The sequence below is a fragment of the Carnobacterium sp. genome, assembly GCF_045617425.1.
Classification (GTDB): Bacteria; Bacillota; Bacilli; order Lactobacillales; family Carnobacteriaceae; genus Carnobacterium_B.
Genome location: NZ_JAZLIO010000015.1, coordinates 277,370 through 304,325, shown reverse-complemented (window position 1 = coordinate 304,325; position 26,956 = coordinate 277,370). Strand labels below are relative to the sequence as shown.

Below are 26,956 nucleotides of genomic sequence, written 5' to 3'. Positions count from 1 at the left end.
TGCCTAATCTATATGAAACTTCATGAATTACAACCCGCTGAAGGATCTCGTAAAGTGCGTAACCGCGTTGGACGTGGGACTTCATCAGGCAATGGTAAAACATCAGGTCGAGGCCAAAAAGGACAAAACTCACGTTCAGGTGGTGGCGTACGTTTAGGATTTGAAGGTGGTCAAACACCATTATTCCGTCGTGTACCAAAACGTGGATTTACAAACATTAACCGCAAAGAGTATGCTATCGTAAATCTTGATACATTAAACCGTTTCGAAGATGGTACAGTAGTAACACCAGCGTTGTTAATTGAAACAAAAGTCATCAAATCTGAAAAATCAGGGATTAAAGTTTTGGGTAACGGACAAGTTGAACGTAAACTTACTGTTAAAGCAAGCAAATTCTCCCAAGCAGCTAAAGAAGCTATTGAAGCTGCTGGTGGTTCAATTGAGGTGATCTAATGATCAAACTGCTTATAGAGTCCTTTAAAACAAAGGAAATTCGAAGTAGAATCCTCTTCACTTTAGGTATTTTAATCGTATTTAGACTAGGAACTCATATAACGGTTCCTGGTGTTAATGCGGCAGCTCTACAAGATCTATCCTCAAATAGTTCTTTGTTCAGTTTGTTAAATACATTTGGTGGAGGAGCATTAGACAGTTATTCTATTTTTGCACTCGGTGTTTCACCCTATATTACTTCTTCAATTGTTGTTCAACTGTTGCAAATGGATATTATTCCTAAGTTTGCTGAATGGGCAAAACAAGGTGAAGTAGGCCGTAGAAAATTAAATCAAGTTACAAGATACTTAACGATTGGTTTGGCTTTTGTTCAAGCAATCGGTATCTCGTATGGATTTAATGCTCTAGTGGATCAAGGTTTGGTTATCAATCCTAGTACAACTACTTATCTTATGATTGCTATTCTGTTAACTGCCGGAACAATGTTGGTTATGTGGCTTGGAGAACAAATTACAGTTAAAGGATTTGGTAACGGGATCTCAATGATTATCTTCTCAGGTATCATTGCTCGCGTACCTTCTGATTTAGGAGACTTTTACAATTCGCAAATTCGAAATGCTGGAGACGATATGGCGCAAGCTATTCTTTTTGCTGTTTTGATTGCCATTGCTTTTGTAGCAATTGTTGTAACGGTCGTTTACGTCGAAAATGCAAGAAGAAAAATTCCTGTTCAATACTCAAAACGCTCAGCTGGCTCAGGTCAGGACACTCACTTGCCATTGAAAGTAAATTCAGCTGGTGTAATTCCAGTAATCTTTGCAAGTTCATTTATTATGACACCACAGACAATCTTAGGATTCTTTAGTGCTACGAATGCTGATGCACAATGGTACATCATTTTAAATAAGATTTTTAATTTGCAAGAACCGCTTGGAGCAGTTCTCTATACTGTTTTAATCGTAGTCTTTACTTACTTCTATGCATTCATTCAAGTGAATCCAGAGAAAGTTGCTGAGAACTTACAAAAACAAGGCGGATACATTCCTAGTGTGCGACCTGGAAAACCTACTCAAGATTTCATCTCAACAACGTTAACGCGGTTGAGTACAGTCGGAGCAGTTTATCTAGGAGTTATCGCAATACTACCGATAATTGCGTCGAACGTTTGGAACTTGCCTCAATCTGTTTCTCTTGGCGGAACCAGCCTACTTATTGTAGTTGGTGTAGCTTTAGAACTGATGAGACAACTTGAAGGACAAATGTCTAAGAAAAATTACCAAGGCTTTATACAATAAGAAGAAAGTGTTGGGGATTATCCTCGGCACTCATTCTTACATTTAAGGAGGAAAAATTTTGAATCTCATTTTAATGGGTCTTCCTGGTGCAGGGAAAGGAACGCAAGCTGAACAAATTGTTGACACATACCATGTGCCACACATTTCTACAGGGGATATGTTCCGAGCTGCTATCAAAAATGAAACTGCCTTAGGATTAGAAGCTAAAACTTATATGGATAAAGGCGATTTAGTACCTGATGAAGTAACAAACGGGATTGTAAAAGAACGTTTGGCTGAAGCAGATACTGAAAATGGATTCTTGCTAGATGGTTTTCCAAGAACGCTTAACCAAGCGCAAGCATTGGAAGAAATCTTAAAAGATCTAAACAAAGAATTAGATGCTGTTGTTTACATCAGTGTTAACAAAGATATCTTAATGCAACGTTTGACTGGACGGATTATCTGTCGTTCATGTGGTGCTACGTATCATAAAATCAATAAACCACCAGTGGTTGAAGGTACTTGTGATCGTTGTGGTGGACATGAATTCTATCAAAGAGATGACGATAAACCAGAAACTGTTGAAAATCGTATTAGTGTTAACCTTGAGTTAACCGAACCTCTATTAGACTTTTATAAAGAACGTAATGTGTTGTACACCGTAAATGGTGAAGATGACGTTAAAGATGTTTTCAAAGACATCCAAGGCATAATTGCAAACACTAAGTAAATGAACAGAGCAACAATGACTTCAAGATTTTCTTGATAGAAGTCACAGCCAGCTAGCTCATGGTTAAAATTGCTTGATCAGTTATCGAGCGAGGCTACTTGTCACTATATTTAATTTGTGGTACAATATTCGAGGTGTTGTGTTTTCAATGCTGATATACTGTATTAGTAATAAGAAGATTAAACAAATAGAAGGTGAGGGCTAAGTGCGCTCACTGTTTATCGCGTATTAAACGCGAAACAATTTTAAGGAGGTACTAGGCGTGGCGAAAGACGATGTCATTGAAATTGAAGGAACAGTCGTTGAAACTTTGCCGAATGCAATGTTTAAAGTCGAACTTGAAAATGGCCATGTTGTATTGGCTCACGTTTCAGGTAAAATCCGAATGCACTACATTAGAATCCTACCAGGAGACAAAGTCACAGTTGAGTTGTCACCTTACGATTTATCACGTGGTCGCATAACTTATCGCTTTAAATAATTGTACTCCGTCAATAAAATAGGAGGTATAGTTCATGAAAGTAAGACCATCAGTAAAGAAAATTTGTGACAAATGCAAAGTTATCCGTCGTAAAGGACGTGTTATGGTGATTTGCGAAAACCCTAAACACAAACAACGTCAAGGATAATCATTTAAAAAAACAGGAGGTGTAATTGTTAATGGCTCGTATTGCAGGTGTAGATATTCCGCGTGACAAACGTGTAGTAATTTCTCTAACTTATGTATATGGAATCGGTAAAACAACAGCTCAAAAAGTCTTAAAAGATGCTGGCGTATCAGAAGAAATTCGTGTACGTGACTTGTCAAATGATCAATTAGACGCTATTCGTGCGACAATTGATACATTAAAAGTTGAAGGTGACCTTCGTCGTGAAGTAAGCCAAGATATCAAACGATTGATTGAAATCGGATCATACCGAGGCATACGTCATCGCCGTGGTTTACCAGTTCGTGGACAAAACACGAAAAACAACGCGCGTACTCGTAAAGGCCCAGCTAAATCAATTGCAGGCAGAAAAAAATAAAACATTAGTAAGGAGGTAACCTCATGGCAAAAAAAGTTACACGTAAACGTCGTGTTAAAAAGAATGTAGAAAGCGGAGTTGCACATATTCGTTCTACTTTTAACAACACAATCGTAATGATTACAGATGTACATGGAAATGCGATTTCATGGTCTTCAGCAGGAGCTCTAGGATTCCGCGGATCAAAAAAATCTACTCCATTTGCAGCACAAATGGCAGCAGAAGCAGCTGCTAAAGTAAGTATGGAAAACGGAATGAAAACTGTAGAAGTTGCAGTTAAAGGACCAGGTTCTGGTCGTGAAGCAGCTATCCGTTCTTTACAAGCTACAGGATTAGAAGTTACAGCAATTCGTGACGTAACTCCGATTCCACATAATGGATGCCGCCCTCCAAAACGCCGTCGTGTTTAATTGAGAGCCGCTTCACTATGTCGGGTAGCACTCAGTAACATGAATTTAACGTTTTGAAAGGGGTATAGATAGAATGATCGAAATTGAGAAACCAAGAATTGAAACGATTGAGATCAGCGATGATGCCAAGTTTGGTAAATTCGTTGTAGAACCACTTGAACGCGGTTATGGTACAACGTTAGGAAATTCTCTACGTCGTATTTTGTTGTCTTCTCTTCCAGGAGCAGCAGTAACTACTATTCAAATTGATGGTGTATTACATGAATTTTCAACTGTCGATGGTGTTGTTGAAGATGTAACATCAATCATTTTAAATATTAAAAAACTTGCTCTCAAGTTATATTCTGGTGAAGACAAAACGATTGAAATTGATGTGAAGGGTCCAGCAGTAGTAACAGCAGCTGATATCATTTATGATAGCGATGTTGAAATTCTAAATCCTGACTTGTACATTTGTACAGTTGCAGAAGGCGCACGTTTCCACGTACGCATGACAGCAAAATCAGGACGAGGATATGTACGAGCTGAACACAACAAACAAGATGATATGCCAATTGGCGTATTACCAATCGATTCAATTTACACCCCGGTTAGTCGTGTGAATTATCAAGTCGAAAATACTCGAGTGGGTCAAAAAAATATTTCTGACAAGTTAACACTTGATGTTTGGGCAGATGGTTCGATTAGTCCAGAAGAGGCTGTTAGTTTAGCAGCTAAAATTCTTACAGAACATTTGAATGTCTTCGTAAATCTAACAGATGAAGCTCGTAAAGCTGAAATCATGGTAGAAAAAGAAGAAACTCATAAAGAAAAAATGCTTGAAATGACAATTGAAGAGCTTGATTTATCTGTTCGTTCATACAACTGTTTGAAACGTGCTGGAATCAATTCTGTTCAAGAGTTAACTGATAAAACTGAAGCTGAAATGATTAAAGTACGTAATCTAGGACGTAAATCACTTGAAGAAGTGAAATTTAAGTTAGCTGAATTAGACTTAAACTTACGCCAAGACGACTAGTACTGTAACAAGGGAGGAAATGTACAATGGGTTACCGTAAATTAGGACGTACAAGTTCACAACGTAAAGCAATGCTACGCGACTTAACTTCTGATTTGATCATCAACGAACGTATCGTAACAACTGAAGCTCGCGCTAAAGAAGTCCGTAAAACGACTGAAAAAATGATTACTTTAGGTAAAAAAGGCGATTTACACGCACGTCGTCAAGCTGCAGAATTCGTACGTAATGAAGTCGCTTCTGTTAAAGAAGATGGCGAAGATATCGTTGTTCAATCAGTTTTACAAAAATTATTTAGCGATGTTGCTCCACGTTACGCTGAGCGTCAAGGTGGATACACACGTATCATGAAAACTCAACCACGTCGCGGCGATGCTGCACCAATGGTTATTATTGAATTAGTTTAATTTTAATGTAGTGCTGAAATGACGAGTTGCCGCGTGTATTTAGTGCTTACTGAAATTGTTTGAAATTCAATGTGTTTCACTTTTTAGATGTATGCAAAGAGTGTTATGATGATGGGATCAATTTTATTGGTTTCCAAGTCTAGCTCGAAACTTCTCCTGATTTGAGTTTGCTCATTCAGGAGAGGTAAATTCATCAAAAGAAAGTGATTTTTTTTGTCTTAAGAAAGGAAGCAAATAGGTGGGGGTGTCCATATATTTGTTTCCTTTTTTAATACAAAAAGATAAGTGAAATTAGTGGTATTTGACCGGGTGAAAAGGAATTTCTCCTGGAATTTACGGGTTTGTTTTTGAAGAGCCATGGGACCGTCTGAAGCCTTTTCTTCAGACTTTCAAGCCTCAAACAAAGCTTAGTCGCTGAAGCGATAATACTTTGTCATTCGAATTGAATCCTTTATACGACTACATTCAATCCCTCCTCCTCCAGAAATTTTAACTAAGCTATTTTTTATGCTGTTATATCTATTCATTAGACTGTATGTGCTGCATAAAAGTAGTCTGTCTTATTGGATTGGGTCATAAAATATCTTTTAACGGACAAGTGAAGTAGAGAAGAGGAGTCACTCTTCCATGAAACGACTTTTCACGGAAGAGTGACATCTAAAAGTTTGATCACTTGTCCATCAAAGCAGGTTTAAGGGACAAGTGAAGCAATAATAGGTACTCACTTATCCATAAAAAGGGAATCAATTTGAGAATAAGTTATTTTTGTTTCGAAAAAATGAAAAAAGAGTTAAAAGTTCTGTAAAATAGTGTCAAGACACCCCAAAAAAAGATTGTGTAATGTTATACTATAAAGCAGTAAGTAATTTAAGTCTGAGGAAAAGCAGTATTCGTTGAGTGTATTGCAACGTAGCTTATTTTTTGTTAGTCTTAACTAAATTTGTACTTAGAAAGCTGGAAAAGAATTGATTCTTTTTTAGTATATAGAACGTGAGGAATGTTCAGTGAATAAAATCATAACGTTAAAAGATATTTCCTATCAATACCATGAAACTGATGATCGACCAGCGTTAAATAATGTCTCTCTTTCCATTGAAGAAGGCGAATGGATTGCTATTATTGGTCACAATGGTTCTGGTAAGTCTACTCTTGCAAAAACGATCAATGGGTTAGTTGCTCCTAGTCAAGGTGAAGTAACCGTTGGCGGACTTATTTTAAGTGAAGAAAATATTTGGAAAATTCGTGAGATGGTCGGTATGGTTTTTCAAAATCCGGATAATCAATTTGTAGGCTCAACGGTTCAAGATGACGTTGCATTTGGATTAGAAAATCAAGGGATACCTAGAGATGAAATGATTGAACGCGTAAAAAGCGCCATTACACGAGTTAAAATGCAAGATTTTATGGAAAAAGAACCGGCTCGTTTATCGGGTGGACAAAAACAACGCGTAGCGATTGCTGGAGTGGTTGCATTACGTCCGCAAATCATTATTTTGGATGAAGCAACGAGTATGTTAGACCCTCAGGGAAGACAAGAAGTTTTGGCAACAGTCAAAGAGATTAAAGAAAGAGCCAATTTAACGGTTATTTCAATCACTCATGATATCGATGAAGCAGCAAATGCCAATCGTGTTCTAGTGATGAAAAATGGAGAATTGGTGCAAGAAGGAACGCCGGAAGAGATTTTTTCTTATGGCGATCAACTGATTGAAATGGGTCTTGATCTGCCATTTGCTGAGAAGCTGAAAAGCGATTTACGCAATCGTGGGATCAATGTTCCAACAGAGTATTTAACCGAAGAAGGGATGGTGGACTGGTTATGGACATTACTTTCGAAAAAGTAGGCTATACCTACCAAAAAGGGACACCTTTCCAAAATCGGGCACTTTTTGATATTGACTTGCACATTAAAGAAGGCAGCTTTACCGCTTTAGTAGGGCATACGGGTAGTGGGAAATCTACTGTATTGCAACACTTGAATGCCTTGATGAAACCGAGTGAAGGAACCGTGACGATTGGCAACCGTGTCATTACGTCACAATCCAATAACAAGAACTTGAAAGGCATCCGTAAGAAAGTCGGAATCGTCTTCCAATTTCCGGAGTCACAGTTGTTTGAAGAAACGGTTGCTAAAGATATTGCTTTTGGACCGAAAAACTTTGGAGCTACAGAAGAAGAGGGTCTTGAGTTAGCGAAACGTATGCTGCCTATAGTGGGCTTAGACGAGTCTTACTTGGAACGCTCACCGTTTGACCTGTCTGGTGGCCAAATGCGACGTGTGGCGATTGCCGGCGTTTTAGCGATGGAACCTGAAGTCTTGGTCTTAGATGAACCAACTGCCGGTCTTGATCCACAAGGACGCAAAGAAATGATGGAGATGTTCTATCAGTTATACCGTACGCAAGGGTTGACCATTATCTTAGTGACGCACCAAATGGATGACGTAGCAAATTACGCGGATCATATGGTTGTTCTTGAAAAAGGGACTGTCATTAAAGAAGGAGATCCTCAAGACGTATTTAAAGACGCAGAGTGGCTTGAATCGAAGCAATTAGGTGTTCCTGCTGCCGTTTCGTTTGGTAGCCTCCTGAGCGAGAAAACGGGCCTTATCTTTAATGGCTTACCGTTAACGACCAATGATTTAGCAGATGTGATTGCGGCATCTTTGAAACTGCAACCCAATGAGTCAAAAGCAGGTGATGCCAAATGATGGATAAATTGATTTTTGGTCGTTACATTCCTGGAGATTCATGGATTCATAAATTAGATCCCAGGGCTAAATTACTTGGGACAGTTATTTTTATCGGGATTATTTTCTTAGCCAACAATTGGATGACGTATTTGCTATTATTGGCGTTTGCGCTAACAGCGATTCGCTTATCAACGATTAAACTGAGCTTTTTTATCAATGGAGTCAAGCCATTAATCTGGCTGATACTCTTTACCGTAATCTTACAAGTACTCTTTACCGGAGGAAGCACGGTGTACTTTGATTGGGGTCCAATTATTATTTCGCAAGAAGGATTATTGAATGGGGTATTCATTTTTTGCCGCTTTGTCTTAATCATCTTCATGTCGACATTGCTGACATTGACCACTATGCCATTATCGTTAACTGATGCGATCGAATACTTATTGCGTCCTTTGAAAGTAGTTAAAGTACCCGTTTATGAAATTGCCTTGATGTTGTCGATTGCCTTGCGCTTTGTGCCAACATTGATGGATGAAACCGAAAAAATCATGAACGCACAACGCGCTCGTGGAGTCGATTTTGGAGAAGGAAACATTTTCCAACAAATGAAAGCAATTGTTCCCATTTTGATTCCTTTATTCGTCAGCTCATTTAACCGTGCGGAAGAATTAGCTACGGCTATGGAAGCCAGAGGGTACAAAGGCGGCGAAGGACGTACAAAATACCGTCAACTCGAATGGGTGTCACGCGATACTGTAGCGATGCTGAGTTATGCTGTATTGACCGTCGGATTAGTCGTATTGAGAAATTGATGCAAGAAGTCAAAGAACCTTTCTGCTAGGTTGCGAGAGGTTCTTTGACTTTTAATTCCCTTAGAACAAGGTAGTGTAAAGGAGTCAAACAAATGAAATGGATACGTTATAAAATGATCGTGCAATACGATGGGACACACTTTGCTGGGTTCCAGATCCAACCGCATGATCGGACAGTGCAAGGCGAGATTCAAAAAGCGTTAAAAATCATGACCAAGGGAATAGAAGTGATTATTCATGGATCTGGAAGAACCGATTCTGGGGTACATGCTAAAGGGCAAGTCATTCATTTTGATTACCCATTCATGATCCCAGCTAAAAATATGAAGCGCGCATTGAACAGTTTAACGACGGATGAGATTTTTGTAAAAGAGGTCTCAATTGTTGAAGATGATTTTCATGCACGGTACAACACTTCTGGAAAAAAATACCAGTACCGTGTTGATCTCAATGCGATACCGGATCCGTTTAAACGGTTATATACGTTACATCATCCGTATCCACTTGATATGGACAAGTTGAGAAATGCACTGAAAGCCCTTGAAGGCGAACACGATTTTGCTAGTTTTTGTGCCAGCAACAGTGGTAGAGAAGATAAAGTGCGCACCGTATATGAAGCCAGTGTAGTGAAAGACGATTTCAACAATGAATTGCTTTTTACCTTCAGAGGAAACGGCTTTTTATACAATATGGTCCGTATTTTTGTGGGTACATTATTGCAAATCGCAAATGGATTGCGCCCAGCAGATGAGATTCAACGCCTGTTAGAAGTTAAAGACCGCAACGAAGCTGGTCCAACGGCTAAACCTCAAGGATTGTATTTGATGGAAGTCTATTATGAATCGTCAACCGCTAAAAAAGGTACAGATTATCAAGAAATCAGTGAAGTAGGAGAGCAGGTGCAGCATGAACTGGATCATACGGTCAAGTAAACGAAGTGATTATCCCCAATTGATGGCTATTGAAAATCAAATTTGGCATTTAGGCAATACGCCTCATGTCACGACTTATGAAACAGTAGAGGATTACGAGAAGCATTATACAGAGGGCTCGCAATTGGTAGCCATAGCTGAAGAGAATCAGCAAATTGTAGGTTTCTTAGGGTTTCATACTCCTAGCCGATTAGCTCCTCACCAGAAGACGTGGAGCATTGATGTAGGCGTTCATCCGGATGCAGCAGGTAAAGGGGTAGGATCGGCTTTACTAACGGCTATCAAGGCCTTAGCGGCTGAACATGGGATCCATAAATTAAGTTTACGAGTATTGTCTACGAACCCTGCTGCAATTCACTTGTATCAAAAAAACGGTTTTGAAATAGAAGGTCGTTTAAGAGATGAATTCTTGATTGAAGGACAGTATATTGATGATTTATTTATGGCATACTTTATTCCAGTCCCTAAAGTTTAGAGTAACTAGAATGTAAAATAGAATTGATGAAAAAATAAATTATTTCTATTAAAATAATTGACAAAAACCAATATTAAGGTTAAAATATTAAATGGTATTGTTTGCCACCACGATGAGCCCCGGAAACTTATTGTGCATTCAAACAAACAGATAAGAATATGGAGGAATAAAACGTGCGTACAACTTATATGGCAAAACCAAATGAAGTAGAACGTAAATGGTATGTGGTAGACGCAACTGATATCCCTATGGGACGTATGTCAAGTGTAGTCGCAGCTATTTTACGTGGTAAAAATAAACCAACTTACACACCAAATGTTGATACAGGTGATTTTGTAATTGTAATCAACGCTGACAAAACAAAATTAACTGGTAAAAAAGCAACTGACAAAATCTATTCTCGTAACATCGACGGTAACCCAGGTGGATTGAAACAAATCTCTGCTGGTGACTTACGTGCTAAAGATTCTCGTAAATTAATCGAATTATCTGTCAAAGGTATGCTTCCTAAAAACACTTTAGGTCGCGCTCAAGGCATGAAATTACATGTTTACGGTGGAGCAGAACACAATCACCAAGCGCAACAACCTGAAGTATTAGACATCACAAACTTAATTTAAGGAGGGAATATCTATGGCACAAGCACAATATATCGCAACAGGTAGACGTAAAAATTCAACTGCCCGCGTACGTTTAGTACCAGGTACTGGAAAAATCATCATGAACAAAAAAGATATCACTGAATACATCCCATTCCCATATTTACACGAAGTTGTTAAACAACCTTTAGCTCTTACAGAAACTTTAGGTAGCTACGACGTACATGTAAACGTAAATGGTGGTGGATTTACTGGACAATCAGGAGCAGCCCGTCATGGGATCTCTCGTGCGTTATTACAAGTTGATCCAGACTTCCGTGGCCCATTAAAAGCTGCAGGTCTATTAACTCGTGACCCACGTATGGTTGAACGTAAGAAACCAGGTTTGAAAAAAGCGCGTAAAGCTTCACAATTCTCAAAACGTTAATTTACTTTATATATATATAAAAAAGGAACTGCTTATATGGCAGTTCCTTTTTTTTTGCGCTAAAATTGGTAATCTTAGTTTGCTGCAGCCGTAAGAATGCAGTGATACACAGAGAGAGCAAAACTAGAAAATTTTAAAAAAGAACTAAATAAAAAATATTTAGTTGAAAGGTTGTAACAAAACAAATTAGACAGGTATCTAAGCATAAAAACAAACCACATTGGTATGCAACTTGTCTAAATGGTAAGTTTGTGATAACATGAAAATAGCAAGAAAAATATTGGAGGCTATCATGGTGAATAACTTAGGAAAGAGAATATTAGAATTGTCAATGGAGCAAGGAATATCACAAAGAAAATTGGCAACGATGATTGGGGTAACAGAAACTACTGTCTCAAGATATATTAAAGGAACTCGAGAGCCAAAGATTGAAATTCTTTCTAATTTGGCAACATTACTAGACACCACGATTGATGATTTGATTGGAGATGATACAAGCAATAAAAATCAAGAAGAATATCCACAGATAAAAAAACTTATAGCTCGCAATTCAAAAAATCTCACGATGGCAGAGAAGCGTGAATTAATTGATGTGTTGCTTTCAGAGGAGGAGTAATTTGGTTAGATTAAAACGTAGTCGCTATGAAGAAATAAAAAAAGTTGTTGCGGATACTATCGAAGATGCTGATATTAGAATTTATCCTTATGATGTATTTGAAGTTGCGAGAAGTTTAGAAATTAAGTTGATTTCCTATCAGTCGTTATCTCAGAAAAAAAGAGAAGCTTGTTTCTCTGAAAGTGAAGATGCTTTTTCAATACTTATAGATTTTAGAAATCATGCTGAATGGCATATTTATTACAATGAGGATATAGGTCATTGTCGCGTTAGGTTTACAATAATGCATGAAATAGGACATATTATGCTTGATCATGAAGATGGTAATGAAGTTGAAGAGTCTGAAGCAAACTTTTTTTCAAAGCATATACTAGCGCCACCATGCATTATGCATGAAGTGGGTGTAGAAGATTACGTAGATGTAGTAAATGAATTTGATGTCAGTCAAGAGATGGCTACATATCAAATCGAATACTATGATAATTGGGTGCAATATGGTGGGAAATACTATACAGAATATGAACTGCGCATTTTGAATCTATATCAAAAGGAACGCAGTGCAAGTGCATAAAAAAAGCCCGAGTATGGTTACTCAAGCCCTAGACAAGCATATTATACCATACTTGGGACAAAAAGTTGATTTTGTAAAAAGCTCATTCATAGATACAAATTCTGTTTTCTATGAATAAAGATTTTGTGTCTAATTTAAATATTTTATAAGGAGTGTATGTAAATGAGTCAGTTGATGATGAAAAATTTTGTCCCTAATAAAAATGGTGGTTATGCTGATTATAAATCTATTCAAAAGTTATTGCGGTTAGAAGCAGATAAAGAGGACTTTGGGCAAGCAATTGAGGAAACGGTAAATTGGATTAATGAGAAAGACGTATGCAATATAAAGGGGTCTAAAGAGCTCGTAGACCTATATAACAGCATAGACAATGAAAAGATGGATTTAGTTTTACCTTTGTCAGAAATTGAATATATTGGTTTTTATCATGATAACGAAGTAATTCTTAACTTAGACGGTTATCAAGCACGTGGAGTATATTCTTTTACTCCTGCTTTTTTAGATTCTTTATTTAGTCTAAAAAAATTTGGAGCCTTTTGTTTTAATCATGGAGAAAAAGATTTGCTTAATGAAAACATTCAAAAACTTATGGTTTCTCAGAAGAATCAAAAGCGACAATATCGTTTTATAATGGATGGTGATAATCTTTTGTTAAGAGGATTGACTACTACATCCTATAAAAATTATGACAATAATATAGCAATCTATCTAGCATTACATTCTCTTCACAAATATTCGAAAGAGAACAATGTTCATATTTTTGTTGAAAGTGGTTATATAGCAGATTCCAATCTTGATATTGTGTTTGTTCAAGAGGAGACAATTAAGTTAGATAGCAGTACTTTTGTAGAAATTGGTGTTAGACTGACAAACAACGAAATCACGGAAGGCAAACTTTCTATGGAATTTGTTTATAAAGTCTTTGATAAAAATAGAAATAGTTTTAAAGCGATCGGAGATACCGTAGTTGGAATTGTTCATACCTATCAAGTACCTACTATTCAAGGGAAATTGGATAATCTCGGTAGACTATCAATATATGCTAGAGAGATTATTGAACATATTCAGAACATTAAAAATAGGTCTAAATTGGATAGAGACCAGTTGTCTCTGATATTCAGTAGATTGTCACGAGCTAAGAAAAATGAAATAAGTAAAAATTCAAGCGAACGAATAGAGGCGCTATATAAAGAAGAGGTTGTCAATAATACATTTTCATTAGTAGAATTGTTTGGAAAAATAGATGCACTTAGTACTAGTATTGATGAAAAAACGTTTATCCAAATCGTTTTTAATGAGCTGATCAAAGATATTTTGTAGTGTAATTTTATTTGATTATCGATGTATCAATAATTTGAATTATTAAATATGAGAAGGTGAGATCATGAGCGTATCATCTCTTGAATCAAGAGAGAGACAATACACACGAGATATAGAAAGGTTAAATAGAGACTTAGTTGCAGCAGCAAAGAAAGAAAGTAATGCGTTAAAAAAACTTAGCCAGTTAAATCCGAAACTATTGAAAGCTAAATCAACATCACAAATATCCTCGTATAGTTCTCAAATACAAACGGAGAATAAAAAAATATTTGACTCAAAGAAAAAACAGTCTGATATTCAGAAAAAAATCTCTGATATAACATCAAAATTAAATAAAACACGAACTGATTTAGGCAAAGATAGAAACAAAGAAAGTCAAAAAGTATTAAATCGTATTCAATTTGAAAATAAAAATCACATTAATGAAATTGTTAGTAACCTTAATGAGTCAGACTTAGATAGAAATACTGTTACTAATCAAAATTTTGAGCACGATATTTTCTTTTCTTATGTTCATGAGGATAGTGATTATGCTGATCCTCTTGTAGAACTTATGAAAGATAATGGGATCGATGTTGTTTTTGACAAGAATGATTTAGCTTGGGGTCAGAGCATTATTGATTTTATTGATAACCATCTACGGTCAGTTAAATATGGAATAATTCTTTTGACACCTACGTATTTAAACAAATATTGGGCTAATTACGAGTTGAAGTCTTTATTACAACGACATTCACGCTCGAAAGGAAATAATATAATTTTACCAATTTGGCATAATATAACAGCCGATGAAATAGCAAGCCATAGTCTAGCATTAACAGACTTTAGTGCATTACCAACATCGATTTTTACTCAACAAGACATTGTAAAAAAAGTCTTAGAGCTTGTGCAGCCCCACGAAGAAAAAATTTGATTTAAGGACAAAAATTATTTGATAGAAAAAAATTAGCTGTGTTAGAAATTTGTGTAAAATTGCTGTTTATTTATGTCTGTAAGATAATATGAGGTAGATTCATGAATTATCTACCTCATATTCGTTTAAACTTGCTTCGTTTCTTTCCTTTTTGATTTTAACTAAACTTGAACTTAATACTATAATTATTAGTAAATAAATCGTTCTTCTGTAAAATAAGAGGTTACTCGGCAAATATTGTAGTTAATATCTGTCACTTGTTAGAAGTCTATAAGGCTTCTGTTAGAAATTTTTGATTGTATGTATCAAAGATGGATACCAAGGGAACGTTCTAATAATTATTCATTTTTTTAAGCAGTTCATTTACTTATATGTAATAAAATTGTAAAAAAATAAGGAGAAGAAATAATGAATAGTGAAAATACATGGATATATTCGAAAATTTCAAATGAATTTTATAAAGAGCATAGGAAACACCACTCTTTTATGAAAAGTTTAAAATTTTATTGGAATCAAAATAAACTGAATTTCATTCTTTTTTTAGTATGGATTATTTTAATAATTACCTGTGGTATTTTACAAACTATTTATAGTTTTGACTTTGTTCAAGTAGCTAGTGCTGTAATATTTCTTTTTATATATTACAGCACTCTTCTTGTTAGTATTTCTAGGGAAAAATCTAAAAATCTTCATGATGTAGATGATTCCAAGCTTTTTGTGAAGATGGAGAGTATATTAAAAAAATATAATATTACTGTAAATGATTATGAGCGATTGCTTTTAGAAAGTGAAAAAGAAATATATAAAAGTTCTGAAAAGTATAATAAGAGTTTATCCCATCTTTATAAATTGAGCACTCTTTTGTTAATTGCACCAATAGGATTTTTGTTGTCATTTGGCATTACTTTGGAAGGAAATGCTATTACTTCAGATTTAGACAAATATATAAACAATATTTCAAGTCTAATTCCTTTAACTATAGTATTTGGATGTGTAATTATCCTTAGTTTAATCATGCTTGGTACAATTATTTATAGTGATGCGTTTATGAATTTTATCTTTTATGAAAGACAAGTAGCGGTTGTTATGAAAAGGTATCTAGGTACCCTATGCTATGAAAAAACTGTTATTCACGATACACTTCCATCACGTGTGAAAATTTTAAAATAGCTTTAGAATAATTTAATTACAACTTTTTAGATATATAAATAGATTGTATTTTAAATGTTCTATATTCTTATCATAGAAGTGTACTAAATACGCAATTAAGCTTAGATATTTAAAGGATACAACGTTTTAGATTACTCATTTGGTATAATGATTAAGATGATTTTTTATGGGAAGAGATGGGAAAATAGAATCAACTCATAAAAGAAAAAGAATGTAGAAAAGAATACACAGGCTTAAAGTGAAAAGCCTGTATATTTCTCTTTGTACATTGCAGTAAACAGTTACACAGGGGGTATTTTGTAAAGAATAAAGAAAAAAATGTAGTAGTTATTAGGTAGTGGTTTATTTAAAAAAAGAAAAGAGGACATAGAATTGAACGAAAAAGAATACGATAAGAACAGTATCAAAAAAATCAAAGGATTAATCATTGGTATTCTAGTAATTATCTTATTGGTAGGCGGATTTTTAGTGTTTTTTGAAAAAATAGAAAATGGTTATGTAGGTGTTCGTTATTCAATGAATGGCGGAGTTAAAGATCAAACTTTAAGTCAAGGGGTTAAATTTGTAGGTCTGGATAAAGTAACCCAGTATCCTATTCGATTACAAACGGTTAAAGCAGAAAAATTAAATTTAGCAACAGAAGATGGAAAAGCTACACATGTATCTATTACATATGCCTATAAAGTAGATTCAAAAAAAGTTTCTGATGTATTTAAAGAATTTGGTAGTATTAATGTATAAGACATTGAAGCCAATTGGTTAAAAGCACAATTGCTTAAATCCTCTCGTGCTGTAGTAGCCAGATATAGTTTATTGGATGTAACGGGATCGAAATCAACAGAAGTTCAGCAATCCATTTTAGAAGATTTCACTAAAGCAGTTGAACCAAAAGGATTTCTGGTAGAAGATGTTGCTTTTGGGGTACCAGATGTAGATGCTGAAACACAAAAATCAATTGATGAGATCATCAAAGCTGGTCAAGAAAAAGAAAAAGCTCTCTTAGAAGCTGATACAGCAAAAACAAAAGCGGATAGCTTAGCCTATCAAAAAGTAAAAGCAGCAGAAGCAGAGGCTGAAGCAAATAAAAAATTATCAGAATCTATTTCAGAAGAATTGATCAAGTTAAAAGAAGTAGAAGCACGTTTAGAACATGGTTGGGTTGAAGTACAAACAGGTGAAGCAATTGTTGATACTAATAAGTAGGTGATAAAATGATTTTCTTCTTAGGTAAACTTATTTTTATAACGATATTAGTAACTTTAGTAGTTTGTTTAGCACGTTGGCTGTTTAAAGCAGAGAATAAAAATGAAGATGATGATTTCAATTTTTAAGCATCTTCTTTAAACTATATTATTGAAAATTTTAAGAAAGAGATTCTTGTGGTTACAAGAGTCTCTTTTCTGTTGCTTATCTTAAATTCCATTCTAATATAAATTACTGACATTTATTGGACAAATTATCTGCTCAATAAACAAAAATTTGTTTGTTACTTCGCGGTTTATCCTGTATTATTTAATGAAGAATGTAAAACCAGATATTGTTATGGTGGGTAAAGGATACAGGGAAAATAATGGATTTAGAAAATAGTGTTGTCTTGAGAACGTATCAATCATTTCTAAGAACTCACTAGTATGGAGAAAGAATCATCCCATTAATGTAGTCATTATTCCTCTTATCTCACTGAAAGTATTTAGTGTTACACTAACAAGGTGGTGTGATAAGTGAATTCAAAAGAGAAAATGTTAGAGATAATTAAAAAGAAACAAGCAGGTGGCGGGAGATCTAAACAAACCAACACGCCAAAAAATGATCTTAAAAACATGCGAAAAGGTCCAAAGATTTTTAATAAATAAGATGATTTACAGTACTCGGTCGGTAATTTTATACAAGATATATTCTTAAATGATGAATATGAAAAAGTATTGCAAAAAGCTATTAATTGTTTTGAAGAGAAAATGATGACTGATGAATTTCGAATATCTGCTATCCCGTATAACGTTCTAGTCCTTGATTTGTATGGAAAAATAGGTTTTGCTCGTATGAGCTAATAAGTAGATGTAGAATCCGTATGATTAAAATAATTAAGATAGCAGAAGAACTAAATGAAACAACCTGAGGTACAAATCAGCACAAACTCAATTTAAGGGAATGTTTATTACACAAGCATAATATGTCGCAATAGGTAGACATAAAATCCAACTGCCCGCGTACGATTAGTACCAGGTACTGGAAAAATCATCATAAACAAAAAAGATATACCTGAATATATCTCATTTCCATATTTACACGAAGTTATTAAGCAACCTTTAGCTCTTACAGAATCTTTGGGTAGCTACGACGTAAATGGTGATGGATTCACTTGACAAACTAGAACATGCCCTCATGAAATCTCTTGTGCGTTATTAAAAGCTGCAGGTCTATTAACGCGTAACCCACGTATGTTTGAACGTAAGAAGTTAGGTATAAAAACACATTTTAAGTGTACCACGAGTGGTTTTTAATTGACTAGCTTAATTTTACAATCCGCGATTACTAAATATATTGTCAATTTAAAAAAAATTAAGAGATTATAATTATCACGCATAAACTATTTTAGTGAGAAACCAATAGGATTGTAATTTCATAGCTATTTAATATTGTATAGGTTTTTAATACTATTTATGTAATAATTATACCAGAATAATAACGTATGGTATTTTATAAATGAAAGTGAGGATTGCAATGAAATTAAATGCAGCAGAACAAGTTGATGAAAAAATAAATAACGAAATGAAAAGGCAAGCACTATATAAGACTACTTCAACATTATTCTTATCTTTTAGTAGTTTGCTAATATTATTGGTAATTCAGCTCTTTATGGGTGATGTTAAAGGTGTAATGGATAATATTTTAGGCTTTTTCATAAAAGGTAGTTTGATAACAGTTGCTATTTCCAATATAGCTGGTATAATTTCAAATTTATTTTTTGAAAAACGGATACCTTCTAAAAAGATACATAAAACAGAAAATGAAAAACTATACTCAAATTTAGAATTCAAAGAATTCCAATTTTTAATAGGTTTTATAATTTTGCTGTTAACTTTAGGGCTGATGTATTCCGCTCTAGTAATTAGTGGGATGAATAAAATAATACTCATAGTACACTGTATTCTGTATGCTGCCAACATAATTTTAATTTATAACTTTAATTTATTTAAAGAAAAAATTTCGCCTGAAAAGTATAATGACTTTGTGAATGAAATAAATAACGCTAGAGATAATGTTTTATCAGGAAAAAATTTAGATGAAGATGAGGGTGTACAATTATGAAATCCATTGAAGTTTCAGAAATTAATTTTAATTTTTTAGAGTTGCAACAGCCTTCAGGCACAATGTATATGGGAATTTTAAAAGCCTTTGAAATTGAGGCTATATCAAAAGTAAACAGACTATCAGATGAATTTCAAGAAGAAGGGATTCATCATGAAAAAAATGTACAAAGAGATGAAAACATCAGAAGAGTTAAAGCGATTTCAAAATATGCAGAAACACCAGACGCGATTTTCCCTACACCTATTATTTTATCAGGAAGTAGCGATACCATATCTATTGATTTTGAGAAAAAAATTATAAATTTTAAGGAAAGTGCAAGTAAGAATTTTTCAATCATTGATGGACAGCACAGACTTTCAGGGATTAAAGAATCAAAAATATTTGAGAATCTAAATTTACCTATTGTAATTTGTTTAGATACAGAGCCATACCAGGATGCAATGATATTTATAACCATAAATGGTAATCAAGTAAAAGTGCCAATGTCAATAATTTATCAATTATTTGAAATAATGCCTGGTAGAAGTGTAGAGAAAACAAGTCATACAATTGTTAAAACCTTAAATGCAGATGAAGCTTCGCCTTTCTATAACAGAATAAAGATGTTAGGAACAAAGGCAAAATCTCAAGACTTTGCCCCACTTACGCAGAGCTCATTCATAACGCCATTATTATCTTGCTTCAAAAAAAATGGAATTTTTTATGAATATTACCAACAAGAGAAAGACCCAGTTATTTATAAAATTTTGTTAAATTATTTTAGTAGTGTAGCCGATGCTTTCCATGAAGACTGGAATAGTAATGATTCTTTACTTCCAAAAGCAATAGGACATAAAGCTTTAGTTGAACTATTACAGAATAATTTGTTTGAAATTGGTAGACGTGAAGGGACTTTGGACAAAAATTTCTTTGACAAAAAAATGATAAAAATAGCTGCAGGATTTGATTCTAAAATAACTAGTAAAAAATATGGATCTAGTTATGGTGGGGCTGGAAACCTATATAAAGACTTCGTTATGTACCTTGAGAAAGAATAGAATTGAATAGCATTGATATTGAGTAATGAAGAAATTCACACCATGCAAAAGTTAACTTTAAATAAATCTAAGTTGTTTTAATATAGATGACAGGGGTTGGAAATAGCATTAAGTAAAGAGTTATTTCTTTTTCTCCATTTTTTCCGATATCTTATATTATTGTGCCATAATAGTTTTGTAAGGAAAATTTATGCCTGGCCCTTCTTTAGTTGAATATTAAATATTTACTTCTACATAATAATCTTAATAAATTAAGTATTATCTGAATAATTCATAGTTTTTTTGAAAGACTCTAGAAAACTGTTCTAACGCTATTTTTATTTTCTCAGTACCGTTTGAGTGTGCAAAAGAACCCTAATCTGCTATGATTAAAGAGTTCATGCACAAAATCACTTTCTCTGAAATTTTGAAACTCAGTTCCTATCATGTTTACAAGGAACTCTTTTATAAAAATTGTGGAATATTCAGCATGTTAAATGGCAGTAGCACAAACTTTTTTAAATATTTTAAAATAGACTAATTTCAAAGGCTTAGTGTGCTTAAAATTCTTGGTTTTTCGCCAAAAAAATTAGTGGATTGTAATTTGAAGTAAAATATGCGAAACTAACAAAATAATGATGTGGACGAAGTAAAATACACCATTTATTATTTTTTGAAAAAGTATGAATCATTAAGGTATATAGTTAGTAATTATTTAAGAAAACAATTTTTAATACGTATATAACAGAAGGGCGTCTCAAAATAAAAACCATCTAATAATGTCGCTTAAATAAGGACAATAGTAGGTGGTTTTTGATGGTTTTATTACGTTAGTTAATCTTCATCATTTATAATATTTTGTAATTCATCAGCGATTCTTTTTACGACACCTGTTACTAAAGCATTTCCCATAAAGAACATACGCATACGATCAGGTACTTCTACTATTTCATCAGTAGAAGTTTTTTTATATTTTGTCCAATCATCAGGGAATTCTTGTAGTCTTTCTGCTTCAATAGGTGTTATTAATCTATATTTACCATTTACATTTAAAAAATGAGTTGAGCGGTTAACGGTTCCTTCAGAAGTCAACATAGTTCTTCCTGGTAGGGATAAGTCATCCGTAGGTGCCATACTACCCTCTGAATAAATGTAAGTATGCCCTTCAACAGAAGTACGTTCAATTTTTTTAGAACCTCTTAAATATTTAAACTTCTCTAGCTTCATTTGATCAGTAATGAAATATTTTTCTGGAACTTCTTCTTCAGAAACTAATATTTCTCCCAAAGCCACTGGATCCTCTTTCATAGTTGGCACTGTATCAATTGTAAAGTAACGACCATGTCTCATAATTCCAGTATTCCAAACAGTACCTATGAAGTTATCCGAGATATCTACAATATCATTTGATAACGTATACGTCGCATGGCGATTTTTAACAGTTAAGGGTACAATTGGAAATTGACGTGCAAATAACCCTTTATTAAAAATATAATCGTCATATAATTGACTGTCAAAAGTTAAATCTAGTTCCTCGTTTTCAAATTCTTTATCTATTTTCTTAGCAAAGTCTGTATCATTTCGATATACAAAAAAGAAAACTCGACGACGACGTTGACTTCCTCCATAATTTGCTGCATTAATTACCCGCCATTCTACAGAATAATTCAAATCATTAAATGCAGCTAACATGATAGCAAAATCTCTACCTCGTTGTTTAGAAGGAGCTTTTAACAGACGATCTACATTTTCTAATACAAGATATTTTGGTTTTATTTGAGTAACTGCTCGAATGATTTCCCAGAACAATACGCCTTTTTTTCCTTGGATACCAAGTTCGTTCTTTTTACTTCTAGCAACGGAGTAATCTTGGCAAGGGAAACCTCCAACTATTATATCAGCATCCATACTTTGAAAAGCTTCGTCTGAAATTTCTTCTATATTTTCGTTTATATTCATACTCTCAGGATAATGGTAATCATATACTTCGAAGGCGTCTTGACTCTTTTTAGCGGGCTCCCATTGATTTGCCCATTTTGTTTTAAACATGCTTTCATTGGAATTTTCAAAACCAACGCGAAATCCACCAACTCCAGCAAATAGTTCTAAAATATTAAACTGTTTACTCATTATACGAACACCCTTTCGGTAAGCTAAGATTTATTATACAACAATTCACGGAAAAGATCCAGTGTTTTGTACAAAAAAATGGTACTATTAAACCATAAAATAATTATTGTATATTTGTATAAATTTTTTGGAGGGTAAAGTATGAGGGAACATGGACACGTTTTTGCTAAAGATGAACTAGAAGATATTCTAGATAGTACTATTGGTAAAACCTTAGGTGATGTTGATCGGAATAATGTTTTTTATAAAACAGTTAAACATCCTAAAATCACTGGTATAGCAGGAAGTGTTGTAGAGGAGTCTATATTGGGGTATCCAGCTGATTCTTATCAAAAACCAGATTTGTATGTCGATGGGAAAGATGTGGAAGTAAAAACAACAGGTTTAAGAAAAGTAAAGAAATCTTTAAGTGGAGAACTTGAAGCTAAAGAACCAATGTCTGTAACAGCTGTTTCTCCAAAAAAGATAGTGTATGAAAGTTTTGAGAATTCAAGTTTTTGGCATAAACTTGAAAGACTACTTTTAGTTTATTATCTTTATGATTCGGAAGTTACTGTTCCCGCATCAGAATACGCAAAATTTCCCATTGTTGGTTATGATTTCTTTGAATTTGATTCTTTAGATAGAGAAAAATTAAAGAATGACTGGGAGATAGTCAGAAGTTTCATACATAACTTACAACTTGTTCACCAAGACCCGACAGAACATTACCCAAGAATATCATCTGAATTACGCCCACAGCTGATGCTGATTGACACAGCACCTAAATGGCCCAATCCTCCTAGATTTAGGTTAAAAAGATCTACTGTAACAACGATGGTCCAAAAGTACTTTGGGAAAAAATTCGAACAGTTAGAACAAGAATATAATACATATGAAGAACTAGATGAACAGTTGAACCGTTTCACTAAACAATACAAAAATAAGACTATTCAAGAACTTCTTCAGATTCTAAATATTCCTATAAAATTAAATCAAACTGGTGATGTATCAAAATCAGTGACTGAACAAATCGTTACTCGAATGTTTGGAGCAAAATCGAAAAAAATCGGTAAAATAGAGTTATTCAGTGAGATTGGTTTGATTGCAAAAACGATTACTCAAACTAAGCAAGGAACGCGTACTGAAGACACTAAATTATTTAAAGTTGATTTTGATGAATGGTTGGATGAGAAGATAAATTTTGAAGATTCATCACTTTATAGCGATTTTAGTGAAAGACAATTTCTATTCATTATTTTTGAAGAACAAGATAAGTCAGAAAAGCTCTTAACAAATAAGTTGTTAGGCTTTAAACGTGTAATCTTTAGTGAAGATTTCATAGAGAAACAAGTAAAGTTTATTTGGGATGACGTTAGAAATAAAGTCTTTAATAATAATCTTCGTGAGGAAGTTATGCTTAATAAAAACGGGGAACCTGTTATAAATAAGAATGGAACAATAAAAACGTCTGTCAATTTTCCAAAATCTAAAGACTATGATGTTTTTTTCCGAGGCACTGGAAGAGATTCCAGTGATAAAACTATAACGATAAATGGAATCGACATGTACAGACAGAATGTTTGGATAAAAGGGAGCGTAATAAACCATATGCTCAATTCAGTTGATTTCATTTAGCGAAGCCTAACAAATGGGTTACCTCACTAGGAATTTAATTTCTTTATTACTGTAGTTGATTTAGATGTAGTAGGGTTTGAGACAGTTTATGAAAATGAAATTCTAATACACAAAATGTTTAGTAAAGTTAGCCTAGTAAAAAGAGACAGGGGAATGTTGAATGGAAAATAAAGAGTTATCTAATGTTGTTGCTAATATGGAACTATTTAAGAAAGAAAACACACAGATTCTTAGAAAGAACATCAATAATGAAATCTCAAGTTATCGAAAATCTTTACCTATTGAAACTATATCTGATGATTTAGAGTTCCAAATTGAAAACGAAGTTAGCAATAAATTATCAGAATTCAATAACGGCATCGATTTAAAACCTACAGCTTTGTATTATTCGTTAAAATCTGAAGTAGAACTTAATGAAAATATTTCCGAAAAAGAACTGACCTATTCAGCTTATGACTTTTTAGAAAAAACTACAAGAAGTAAATTCCTGAAAAAAATTCTGAAAGAGTTGAAAAGGGAGACTAAAAAATGAAAAAGGTAGTTTCAGAATTAGTAGTTAAAACTGGCAAAGCAATTATACTGATGATTACAACACAAATAGTTAATTATCTGTCCAGTGAAGAGTTTAGCAACAGAGTAAAAAAATTCATACAAGAGATGGTTAATAAAATAGTGAAATTAGTAATGTCAGAAAAGATATCTGATACACCTAAATAACAACAATATAAAAACTAAAAATGCCCTCTATAAAGTAGACTCTTAATAAAAAACTACTTTATAGGGGCCTTTTATATAGTCAAAAATCAAAGTCTATGGCTGTTATTTACATTGCAAGTAATGATTCAATAGATAGTCAATAACTAGTTGAATAGGATCTTTTTGACTTTTCATATTTTCTAAAGCTTATTGTATAACATTTCCATATGTGGAATACCATCTTCCAAATACACCTGAGAAACCTTCACAAACCCTAAACTCAAATAAAATTTTAGCAAATACTCCTGTGCAGATATTCTTATTACTTTTTCATTTAAATTGTCCTCAATAAATTCTATTGCACGTGACATCATGTCTTTTGCAAGGCCTTTGCTACGATATTTTTTAGTAACTAATACTCTTCCTATAGATATCTCATTAAATGAAACACCCTTCTCGAGTATCCGTAAATATGCAAGAATTTCTCCATCTTTTTCCCCAAATAAATGATAGGCTTTTTTGTCTTTGCCATCATATTCTTCATAAATACACTGTTGCTCTATTACAAACACTTCACTTCTAAGTTTTATAATTTCATACAACTCGTCGTTACTCAGTTCGTTAAATGTTTTTATTTTCCACTCCACAGTTTCTTTTCTCCTTTTTTGATCTTTTATTTCTTGATTTATATATTTTTAAGACTAATATAAAAAAATTAGCTAAATACATGAAGTTCTATACAATAATGTATTGAAGGACTTAATTTTAAAAGGATTCCTATCTCATATTTTTAGTCGAAAAAGATAGAAACTTAAAGGATTATTTTTTATAAAGTAGTATATTTTAATAGTTCTTCAAGAAATATTTTTAAGGTGTTTTTATTTTTAAATATCCTTTTAGGTATTATATAAGCTGAAATGGAGGAATTATAGATATATACATACTCACTTGTTTCGTCTACTTTATTTACTTCATTCCATTTTGTGTTTGTTTCACCAGTAGCGCTGCTTTCGGTTATTCCCTTATCTGTTACTACCATTTTTCTTTTTTTAAATAAATGTTCATTATTTCCTTCTTGAAGCATCTTTACTATTCTTCTTCTCATTTCCCAATCAAAGTATCTTGGGTAAAAAATAAGCCAAATTAAGCTAGTAATACTAAATACAGTCATCCAATACCCTATAGATATTGCTGAAAACCTTATAACTATAAATGGAGTTATTAAGAATACTATAGGTCCTACTAGTCTTTGGGCGATTAAACTTCTTTTTAGAGAAGGTGATTTTTTAGCATGATCAATGTTAAAGTTTATGTAATCTTCTTCCAATAACTCAAATTCAATTTCCATTTGTTGTCCTCCTAAGGATATTTATTAAAATGTATCCTCTGTATTTAGAACCTTGTTAATACAAAGCTTTTTTCATTAAAAAATTCTTATCTGTTTTTAAAATAGGGTAGTGCGATAGCAATAGAGTAAAAAGAAGTACTGATAATACTGGCTATTAAATATTTTTACCAGGGTGAAGAAAGTAAAAAACAATATACATAAAAATGAAGAAAATAAATGCACTTAAAACTTCTCGTTTCACTATTTTTTTATCCATAAGTTCTCCTTTTTATAAAAACAATAAACTATGATTTATTTTATCATTTTATGGGTTCTAAAAATATAACCTAATCATTTATTTAACTATATTTCCTATGTATTAATAGATACATGAAACGATATAAAGTCGTGTATCTAGAATTTTAAACGAATAAAGTTCTTTTTTCTTAGGAATTGTATCCAAATATTAAAGTCCAAAATAAAACCCACAACAATACTAGCGTCATTGTAAACCCAACAACTATGTTGACTATAGCTGCCGACTTGCTTTTTTTCCATATTTTAATTCCAGTAATAATGAGTGCAATTCCTACAAATAAAAATACAAGTTCAATTAACAAAAAAGGCCACTTAATTTCAATCATTCTTTTTAAGAATTGCATATAATACCTCTTTCTTTTTAACTAAATTTTTTTCAAAATACATAGATCACTAAAAAAAGTTAGATTATCTATTTTGTATTTTCGGCTTAAAGTAAACTGTCAACACAGATATAATCAATGCACCTAATACTAATACCCAAAGATAATCTATAAATCCTTGGTATATATTATTATTAGATACCCATAAACTTATAAAGAAAAGTATTAATACAAGCACAAATTTCTTTATAAATTCATAAAAAATTTGTTTTAATGTTATGTTTTTCATACAATACCTCCTTTAAATTTATTTGCTGAGCTTATTTTTTTTAGATAGTGATAAAAAAATACCTGATATAATACTTACGA

Annotated in this window: 31 protein-coding genes and 2 pseudogenes; 29 read left to right on the top strand and 4 right to left on the bottom strand. The window is 33.4% G+C overall.

Features of this window, described 5'->3' with window-relative positions; translation table 11 throughout:
- Positions 1-12 precede the first annotated feature (12 nt).
- From rplO to ACKI3H_RS08820, 26 genes and pseudogenes are all read left to right on the top strand, one after another.
- On the top strand, positions 13-453 hold the full coding sequence (gene rplO, locus ACKI3H_RS08945; protein ID WP_013712015.1) for a 50S ribosomal protein L15: 441 nt from the start codon (positions 13-15) through the stop codon (positions 451-453).
- Positions 453-1,748 carry a preprotein translocase subunit SecY gene (gene secY / locus ACKI3H_RS08940; RefSeq protein WP_407371916.1) on the top strand — a complete coding sequence of 432 codons (1,296 nt, stop codon included), beginning with the start codon at positions 453-455 and terminating at the stop codon, positions 1,746-1,748. Before rplO ends, secY begins: the two co-directional genes overlap by 1 nt.
- A 58-nt stretch (positions 1,749-1,806) precedes the next feature.
- Positions 1,807-2,460, top strand: a complete 654-nt coding sequence (locus ACKI3H_RS08935) for an adenylate kinase (RefSeq protein ID WP_407371915.1) — start codon at positions 1,807-1,809, stop codon at positions 2,458-2,460.
- Between the two features lie 262 nt (positions 2,461-2,722).
- Positions 2,723-2,941: a translation initiation factor IF-1 gene (gene infA, locus ACKI3H_RS08930; protein ID WP_013712012.1), complete on the top strand. Its 219-nt coding sequence runs from the start codon at positions 2,723-2,725 to the stop codon at positions 2,939-2,941.
- Between the two features lie 34 nt (positions 2,942-2,975).
- The gene (rpmJ, locus tag ACKI3H_RS08925; protein WP_007722194.1) at positions 2,976-3,089 is read left to right on the top strand and encodes a 50S ribosomal protein L36; all 114 of its coding nucleotides are present in this window, start codon (positions 2,976-2,978) and stop codon (positions 3,087-3,089) included.
- Positions 3,090-3,120: 31 nt separating this feature from the next.
- Positions 3,121-3,486 (top strand): 30S ribosomal protein S13, encoded by a 366-nt coding sequence (gene rpsM, locus ACKI3H_RS08920; RefSeq protein ID WP_035020846.1) that lies wholly within the window; start codon positions 3,121-3,123, stop codon positions 3,484-3,486.
- 23 nt (positions 3,487-3,509) lie between these two features.
- Positions 3,510-3,896 carry a 30S ribosomal protein S11 gene (rpsK, locus tag ACKI3H_RS08915; RefSeq protein WP_007722186.1) on the top strand — a complete coding sequence of 129 codons (387 nt, stop codon included), beginning with the start codon at positions 3,510-3,512 and terminating at the stop codon, positions 3,894-3,896.
- 73 nt (positions 3,897-3,969) lie between these two features.
- Positions 3,970-4,914 carry a DNA-directed RNA polymerase subunit alpha gene (locus ACKI3H_RS08910; RefSeq protein ID WP_007722184.1) on the top strand — a complete coding sequence of 315 codons (945 nt, stop codon included), beginning with the start codon at positions 3,970-3,972 and terminating at the stop codon, positions 4,912-4,914.
- 26 nt (positions 4,915-4,940) lie between these two features.
- Entirely contained in the window at positions 4,941-5,321 is a 381-nt protein-coding gene (gene rplQ / locus ACKI3H_RS08905; RefSeq protein ID WP_407371914.1) for a 50S ribosomal protein L17, read from the top strand.
- A 1,004-nt stretch (positions 5,322-6,325) separates the two neighbouring features.
- On the top strand, positions 6,326-7,165 hold the full coding sequence (locus tag ACKI3H_RS08900) for an energy-coupling factor ABC transporter ATP-binding protein (protein ID WP_407371913.1): 840 nt from the start codon (positions 6,326-6,328) through the stop codon (positions 7,163-7,165).
- Positions 7,141-8,031 (top strand): energy-coupling factor ABC transporter ATP-binding protein, encoded by an 891-nt coding sequence (locus tag ACKI3H_RS08895; RefSeq protein ID WP_407371912.1) that lies wholly within the window; start codon positions 7,141-7,143, stop codon positions 8,029-8,031. The genes ACKI3H_RS08900 and ACKI3H_RS08895 overlap by 25 nt, the downstream gene beginning before the upstream one ends.
- Positions 8,028-8,825, top strand: coding sequence for an energy-coupling factor transporter transmembrane component T family protein (locus ACKI3H_RS08890; protein ID WP_407371911.1), 798 nt, complete (start codon positions 8,028-8,030; stop codon positions 8,823-8,825). The genes ACKI3H_RS08895 and ACKI3H_RS08890 overlap by 4 nt, the downstream gene beginning before the upstream one ends.
- Before the next feature lie 92 nt (positions 8,826-8,917).
- The gene (truA, locus tag ACKI3H_RS08885) at positions 8,918-9,757 is read left to right on the top strand and encodes a tRNA pseudouridine(38-40) synthase TruA (protein ID WP_407371910.1); all 840 of its coding nucleotides are present in this window, start codon (positions 8,918-8,920) and stop codon (positions 9,755-9,757) included.
- Positions 9,732-10,232 (top strand): GNAT family N-acetyltransferase, encoded by a 501-nt coding sequence (locus tag ACKI3H_RS08880; RefSeq protein WP_407371909.1) that lies wholly within the window; start codon positions 9,732-9,734, stop codon positions 10,230-10,232. The genes truA and ACKI3H_RS08880 overlap by 26 nt, the downstream gene beginning before the upstream one ends.
- Positions 10,233-10,405: 173 nt before the next feature.
- Complete coding sequence (gene rplM, locus ACKI3H_RS08875) at positions 10,406-10,852, top strand: 50S ribosomal protein L13 (protein WP_013712004.1); 447 nt, start codon at positions 10,406-10,408, stop codon at positions 10,850-10,852.
- Positions 10,853-10,865: 13 nt separating this feature from the next.
- Positions 10,866-11,258, top strand: a complete 393-nt coding sequence (rpsI, locus tag ACKI3H_RS08870; protein WP_013712003.1) for a 30S ribosomal protein S9 — start codon at positions 10,866-10,868, stop codon at positions 11,256-11,258.
- 295 nt (positions 11,259-11,553) lie between these two features.
- A complete protein-coding gene (locus ACKI3H_RS08865) occupies positions 11,554-11,874 on the top strand; it encodes a helix-turn-helix domain-containing protein (RefSeq protein ID WP_407371908.1) in 321 nt (106 codons plus the stop codon).
- Position 11,875: 1 nt separating this feature from the next.
- The gene (locus ACKI3H_RS08860; RefSeq protein WP_407371907.1) at positions 11,876-12,445 is read left to right on the top strand and encodes an ImmA/IrrE family metallo-endopeptidase; all 570 of its coding nucleotides are present in this window, start codon (positions 11,876-11,878) and stop codon (positions 12,443-12,445) included.
- A 162-nt stretch (positions 12,446-12,607) separates the two neighbouring features.
- Positions 12,608-13,765 carry a hypothetical protein gene (locus tag ACKI3H_RS08855; RefSeq protein WP_407371906.1) on the top strand — a complete coding sequence of 386 codons (1,158 nt, stop codon included), beginning with the start codon at positions 12,608-12,610 and terminating at the stop codon, positions 13,763-13,765.
- Between the two features lie 64 nt (positions 13,766-13,829).
- Positions 13,830-14,678 carry a toll/interleukin-1 receptor domain-containing protein gene (locus ACKI3H_RS08850; protein WP_407371905.1) on the top strand — a complete coding sequence of 283 codons (849 nt, stop codon included), beginning with the start codon at positions 13,830-13,832 and terminating at the stop codon, positions 14,676-14,678.
- Between the two features lie 408 nt (positions 14,679-15,086).
- The gene (locus ACKI3H_RS08845; protein ID WP_407371904.1) at positions 15,087-15,848 is read left to right on the top strand and encodes a hypothetical protein; all 762 of its coding nucleotides are present in this window, start codon (positions 15,087-15,089) and stop codon (positions 15,846-15,848) included.
- A 372-nt stretch (positions 15,849-16,220) separates the two neighbouring features.
- Positions 16,221-17,051: pseudogene (locus tag ACKI3H_RS08840) on the top strand (SPFH domain-containing protein).
- Positions 17,052-17,569: 518 nt separating this feature from the next.
- On the top strand, positions 17,570-17,701 hold the full coding sequence (locus ACKI3H_RS08835) for a hypothetical protein (RefSeq protein ID WP_007722171.1): 132 nt from the start codon (positions 17,570-17,572) through the stop codon (positions 17,699-17,701).
- Between the two features lie 339 nt (positions 17,702-18,040).
- Positions 18,041-18,349, top strand: a pseudogene (gene rpsI, locus ACKI3H_RS08830) (30S ribosomal protein S9); the annotation flags it as partial.
- A 220-nt stretch (positions 18,350-18,569) separates the two neighbouring features.
- Positions 18,570-19,157 carry a hypothetical protein gene (locus ACKI3H_RS08825; protein ID WP_407371903.1) on the top strand — a complete coding sequence of 196 codons (588 nt, stop codon included), beginning with the start codon at positions 18,570-18,572 and terminating at the stop codon, positions 19,155-19,157.
- Positions 19,154-20,197, top strand: a complete 1,044-nt coding sequence (locus tag ACKI3H_RS08820) for a DGQHR domain-containing protein (protein ID WP_407371902.1) — start codon at positions 19,154-19,156, stop codon at positions 20,195-20,197. The genes ACKI3H_RS08825 and ACKI3H_RS08820 overlap by 4 nt, the downstream gene beginning before the upstream one ends.
- 813 nt (positions 20,198-21,010) lie before the next feature.
- On the opposite strand, the gene dcm is transcribed toward ACKI3H_RS08820, so the two are convergent.
- Positions 21,011-22,306 (bottom strand): DNA (cytosine-5-)-methyltransferase, encoded by a 1,296-nt coding sequence (dcm, locus tag ACKI3H_RS08815; protein WP_407371901.1) that lies wholly within the window; start codon positions 22,304-22,306, stop codon positions 21,011-21,013.
- Positions 22,307-22,447: 141 nt separating this feature from the next.
- On the opposite strand from dcm, the gene ACKI3H_RS08810 reads away from it, so the two are divergent.
- From ACKI3H_RS08810 to ACKI3H_RS08800, 3 genes are all read left to right on the top strand, one after another.
- A complete protein-coding gene (locus ACKI3H_RS08810) occupies positions 22,448-23,923 on the top strand; it encodes a MutH/Sau3AI family endonuclease (protein WP_407371900.1) in 1,476 nt (491 codons plus the stop codon).
- A gap of 160 nt (positions 23,924-24,083) precedes the next feature.
- Positions 24,084-24,455, top strand: a complete 372-nt coding sequence (locus tag ACKI3H_RS08805) for a hypothetical protein (protein ID WP_407371899.1) — start codon at positions 24,084-24,086, stop codon at positions 24,453-24,455.
- Positions 24,452-24,640: a hypothetical protein gene (locus ACKI3H_RS08800; protein ID WP_407371898.1), complete on the top strand. Its 189-nt coding sequence runs from the start codon at positions 24,452-24,454 to the stop codon at positions 24,638-24,640. The genes ACKI3H_RS08805 and ACKI3H_RS08800 overlap by 4 nt, the downstream gene beginning before the upstream one ends.
- 179 nt (positions 24,641-24,819) lie before the next feature.
- Here ACKI3H_RS08800 and ACKI3H_RS08795 read toward each other — a convergent pair whose 3' ends face one another.
- The 3 genes from ACKI3H_RS08795 to ACKI3H_RS08785 form a co-directional block, all read right to left on the bottom strand.
- Positions 24,820-25,266 carry a GNAT family N-acetyltransferase gene (locus tag ACKI3H_RS08795; RefSeq protein WP_407371897.1) on the bottom strand — a complete coding sequence of 149 codons (447 nt, stop codon included), beginning with the start codon at positions 25,264-25,266 and terminating at the stop codon, positions 24,820-24,822.
- Positions 25,267-25,445: 179 nt separating this feature from the next.
- Positions 25,446-25,967, bottom strand: coding sequence for a YcxB family protein (locus ACKI3H_RS08790; protein WP_407371896.1), 522 nt, complete (start codon positions 25,965-25,967; stop codon positions 25,446-25,448).
- A 705-nt stretch (positions 25,968-26,672) separates the two neighbouring features.
- Positions 26,673-26,876 carry a hypothetical protein gene (locus ACKI3H_RS08785; protein ID WP_407371895.1) on the bottom strand — a complete coding sequence of 68 codons (204 nt, stop codon included), beginning with the start codon at positions 26,874-26,876 and terminating at the stop codon, positions 26,673-26,675.
- Between the last annotated feature and the right edge of the window lie 80 nt (positions 26,877-26,956).

Excerpts from the sequence above, each read along its gene's own strand:
- rplO (WP_013712015.1), top strand. The coding sequence starts at position 13 with ATGAAACTTCATGAATTACAACCCGCTGAAGGATCTCGTAAAGTGCGT.
- rpsM (WP_035020846.1), top strand. The coding sequence starts at position 3,121 with ATGGCTCGTATTGCAGGTGTAGATATTCCGCGTGACAAACGTGTAGTA.
- rpsI (WP_013712003.1), top strand. The coding sequence starts at position 10,866 with ATGGCACAAGCACAATATATCGCAACAGGTAGACGTAAAAATTCAACT.
- ACKI3H_RS08800 (WP_407371898.1), top strand. The coding sequence starts at position 24,452 with ATGAAAAAGGTAGTTTCAGAATTAGTAGTTAAAACTGGCAAAGCAATT.
- ACKI3H_RS08810 (WP_407371900.1), top strand. The coding sequence starts at position 22,448 with ATGAGGGAACATGGACACGTTTTTGCTAAAGATGAACTAGAAGATATT.
- truA (WP_407371910.1), top strand. The coding sequence starts at position 8,918 with ATGAAATGGATACGTTATAAAATGATCGTGCAATACGATGGGACACAC.
- rplQ (WP_407371914.1), top strand. The coding sequence starts at position 4,941 with ATGGGTTACCGTAAATTAGGACGTACAAGTTCACAACGTAAAGCAATG.
- rpmJ (WP_007722194.1), top strand. The coding sequence starts at position 2,976 with ATGAAAGTAAGACCATCAGTAAAGAAAATTTGTGACAAATGCAAAGTT.
- ACKI3H_RS08845 (WP_407371904.1), top strand. The coding sequence starts at position 15,087 with ATGAATAGTGAAAATACATGGATATATTCGAAAATTTCAAATGAATTT.
- ACKI3H_RS08805 (WP_407371899.1), top strand. The coding sequence starts at position 24,084 with ATGGAAAATAAAGAGTTATCTAATGTTGTTGCTAATATGGAACTATTT.
- dcm (WP_407371901.1), bottom strand. The coding sequence starts at position 22,306 with ATGAGTAAACAGTTTAATATTTTAGAACTATTTGCTGGAGTTGGTGGA.
- ACKI3H_RS08880 (WP_407371909.1), top strand. The coding sequence starts at position 9,732 with ATGAACTGGATCATACGGTCAAGTAAACGAAGTGATTATCCCCAATTG.
- rpsK (WP_007722186.1), top strand. The coding sequence starts at position 3,510 with ATGGCAAAAAAAGTTACACGTAAACGTCGTGTTAAAAAGAATGTAGAA.
- ACKI3H_RS08890 (WP_407371911.1), top strand. The coding sequence starts at position 8,028 with ATGATGGATAAATTGATTTTTGGTCGTTACATTCCTGGAGATTCATGG.
- ACKI3H_RS08855 (WP_407371906.1), top strand. The coding sequence starts at position 12,608 with ATGAGTCAGTTGATGATGAAAAATTTTGTCCCTAATAAAAATGGTGGT.
- ACKI3H_RS08825 (WP_407371903.1), top strand. The coding sequence starts at position 18,570 with ATGAAATTAAATGCAGCAGAACAAGTTGATGAAAAAATAAATAACGAA.
- ACKI3H_RS08850 (WP_407371905.1), top strand. The coding sequence starts at position 13,830 with ATGAGCGTATCATCTCTTGAATCAAGAGAGAGACAATACACACGAGAT.
- ACKI3H_RS08910 (WP_007722184.1), top strand. The coding sequence starts at position 3,970 with ATGATCGAAATTGAGAAACCAAGAATTGAAACGATTGAGATCAGCGAT.
- ACKI3H_RS08785 (WP_407371895.1), bottom strand. The coding sequence starts at position 26,876 with ATGAAAAACATAACATTAAAACAAATTTTTTATGAATTTATAAAGAAA.
- ACKI3H_RS08820 (WP_407371902.1), top strand. The coding sequence starts at position 19,154 with ATGAAATCCATTGAAGTTTCAGAAATTAATTTTAATTTTTTAGAGTTG.
- ACKI3H_RS08895 (WP_407371912.1), top strand. The coding sequence starts at position 7,141 with ATGGACATTACTTTCGAAAAAGTAGGCTATACCTACCAAAAAGGGACA.
- ACKI3H_RS08790 (WP_407371896.1), bottom strand. The coding sequence starts at position 25,967 with ATGGAAATTGAATTTGAGTTATTGGAAGAAGATTACATAAACTTTAAC.
- secY (WP_407371916.1), top strand. The coding sequence starts at position 453 with ATGATCAAACTGCTTATAGAGTCCTTTAAAACAAAGGAAATTCGAAGT.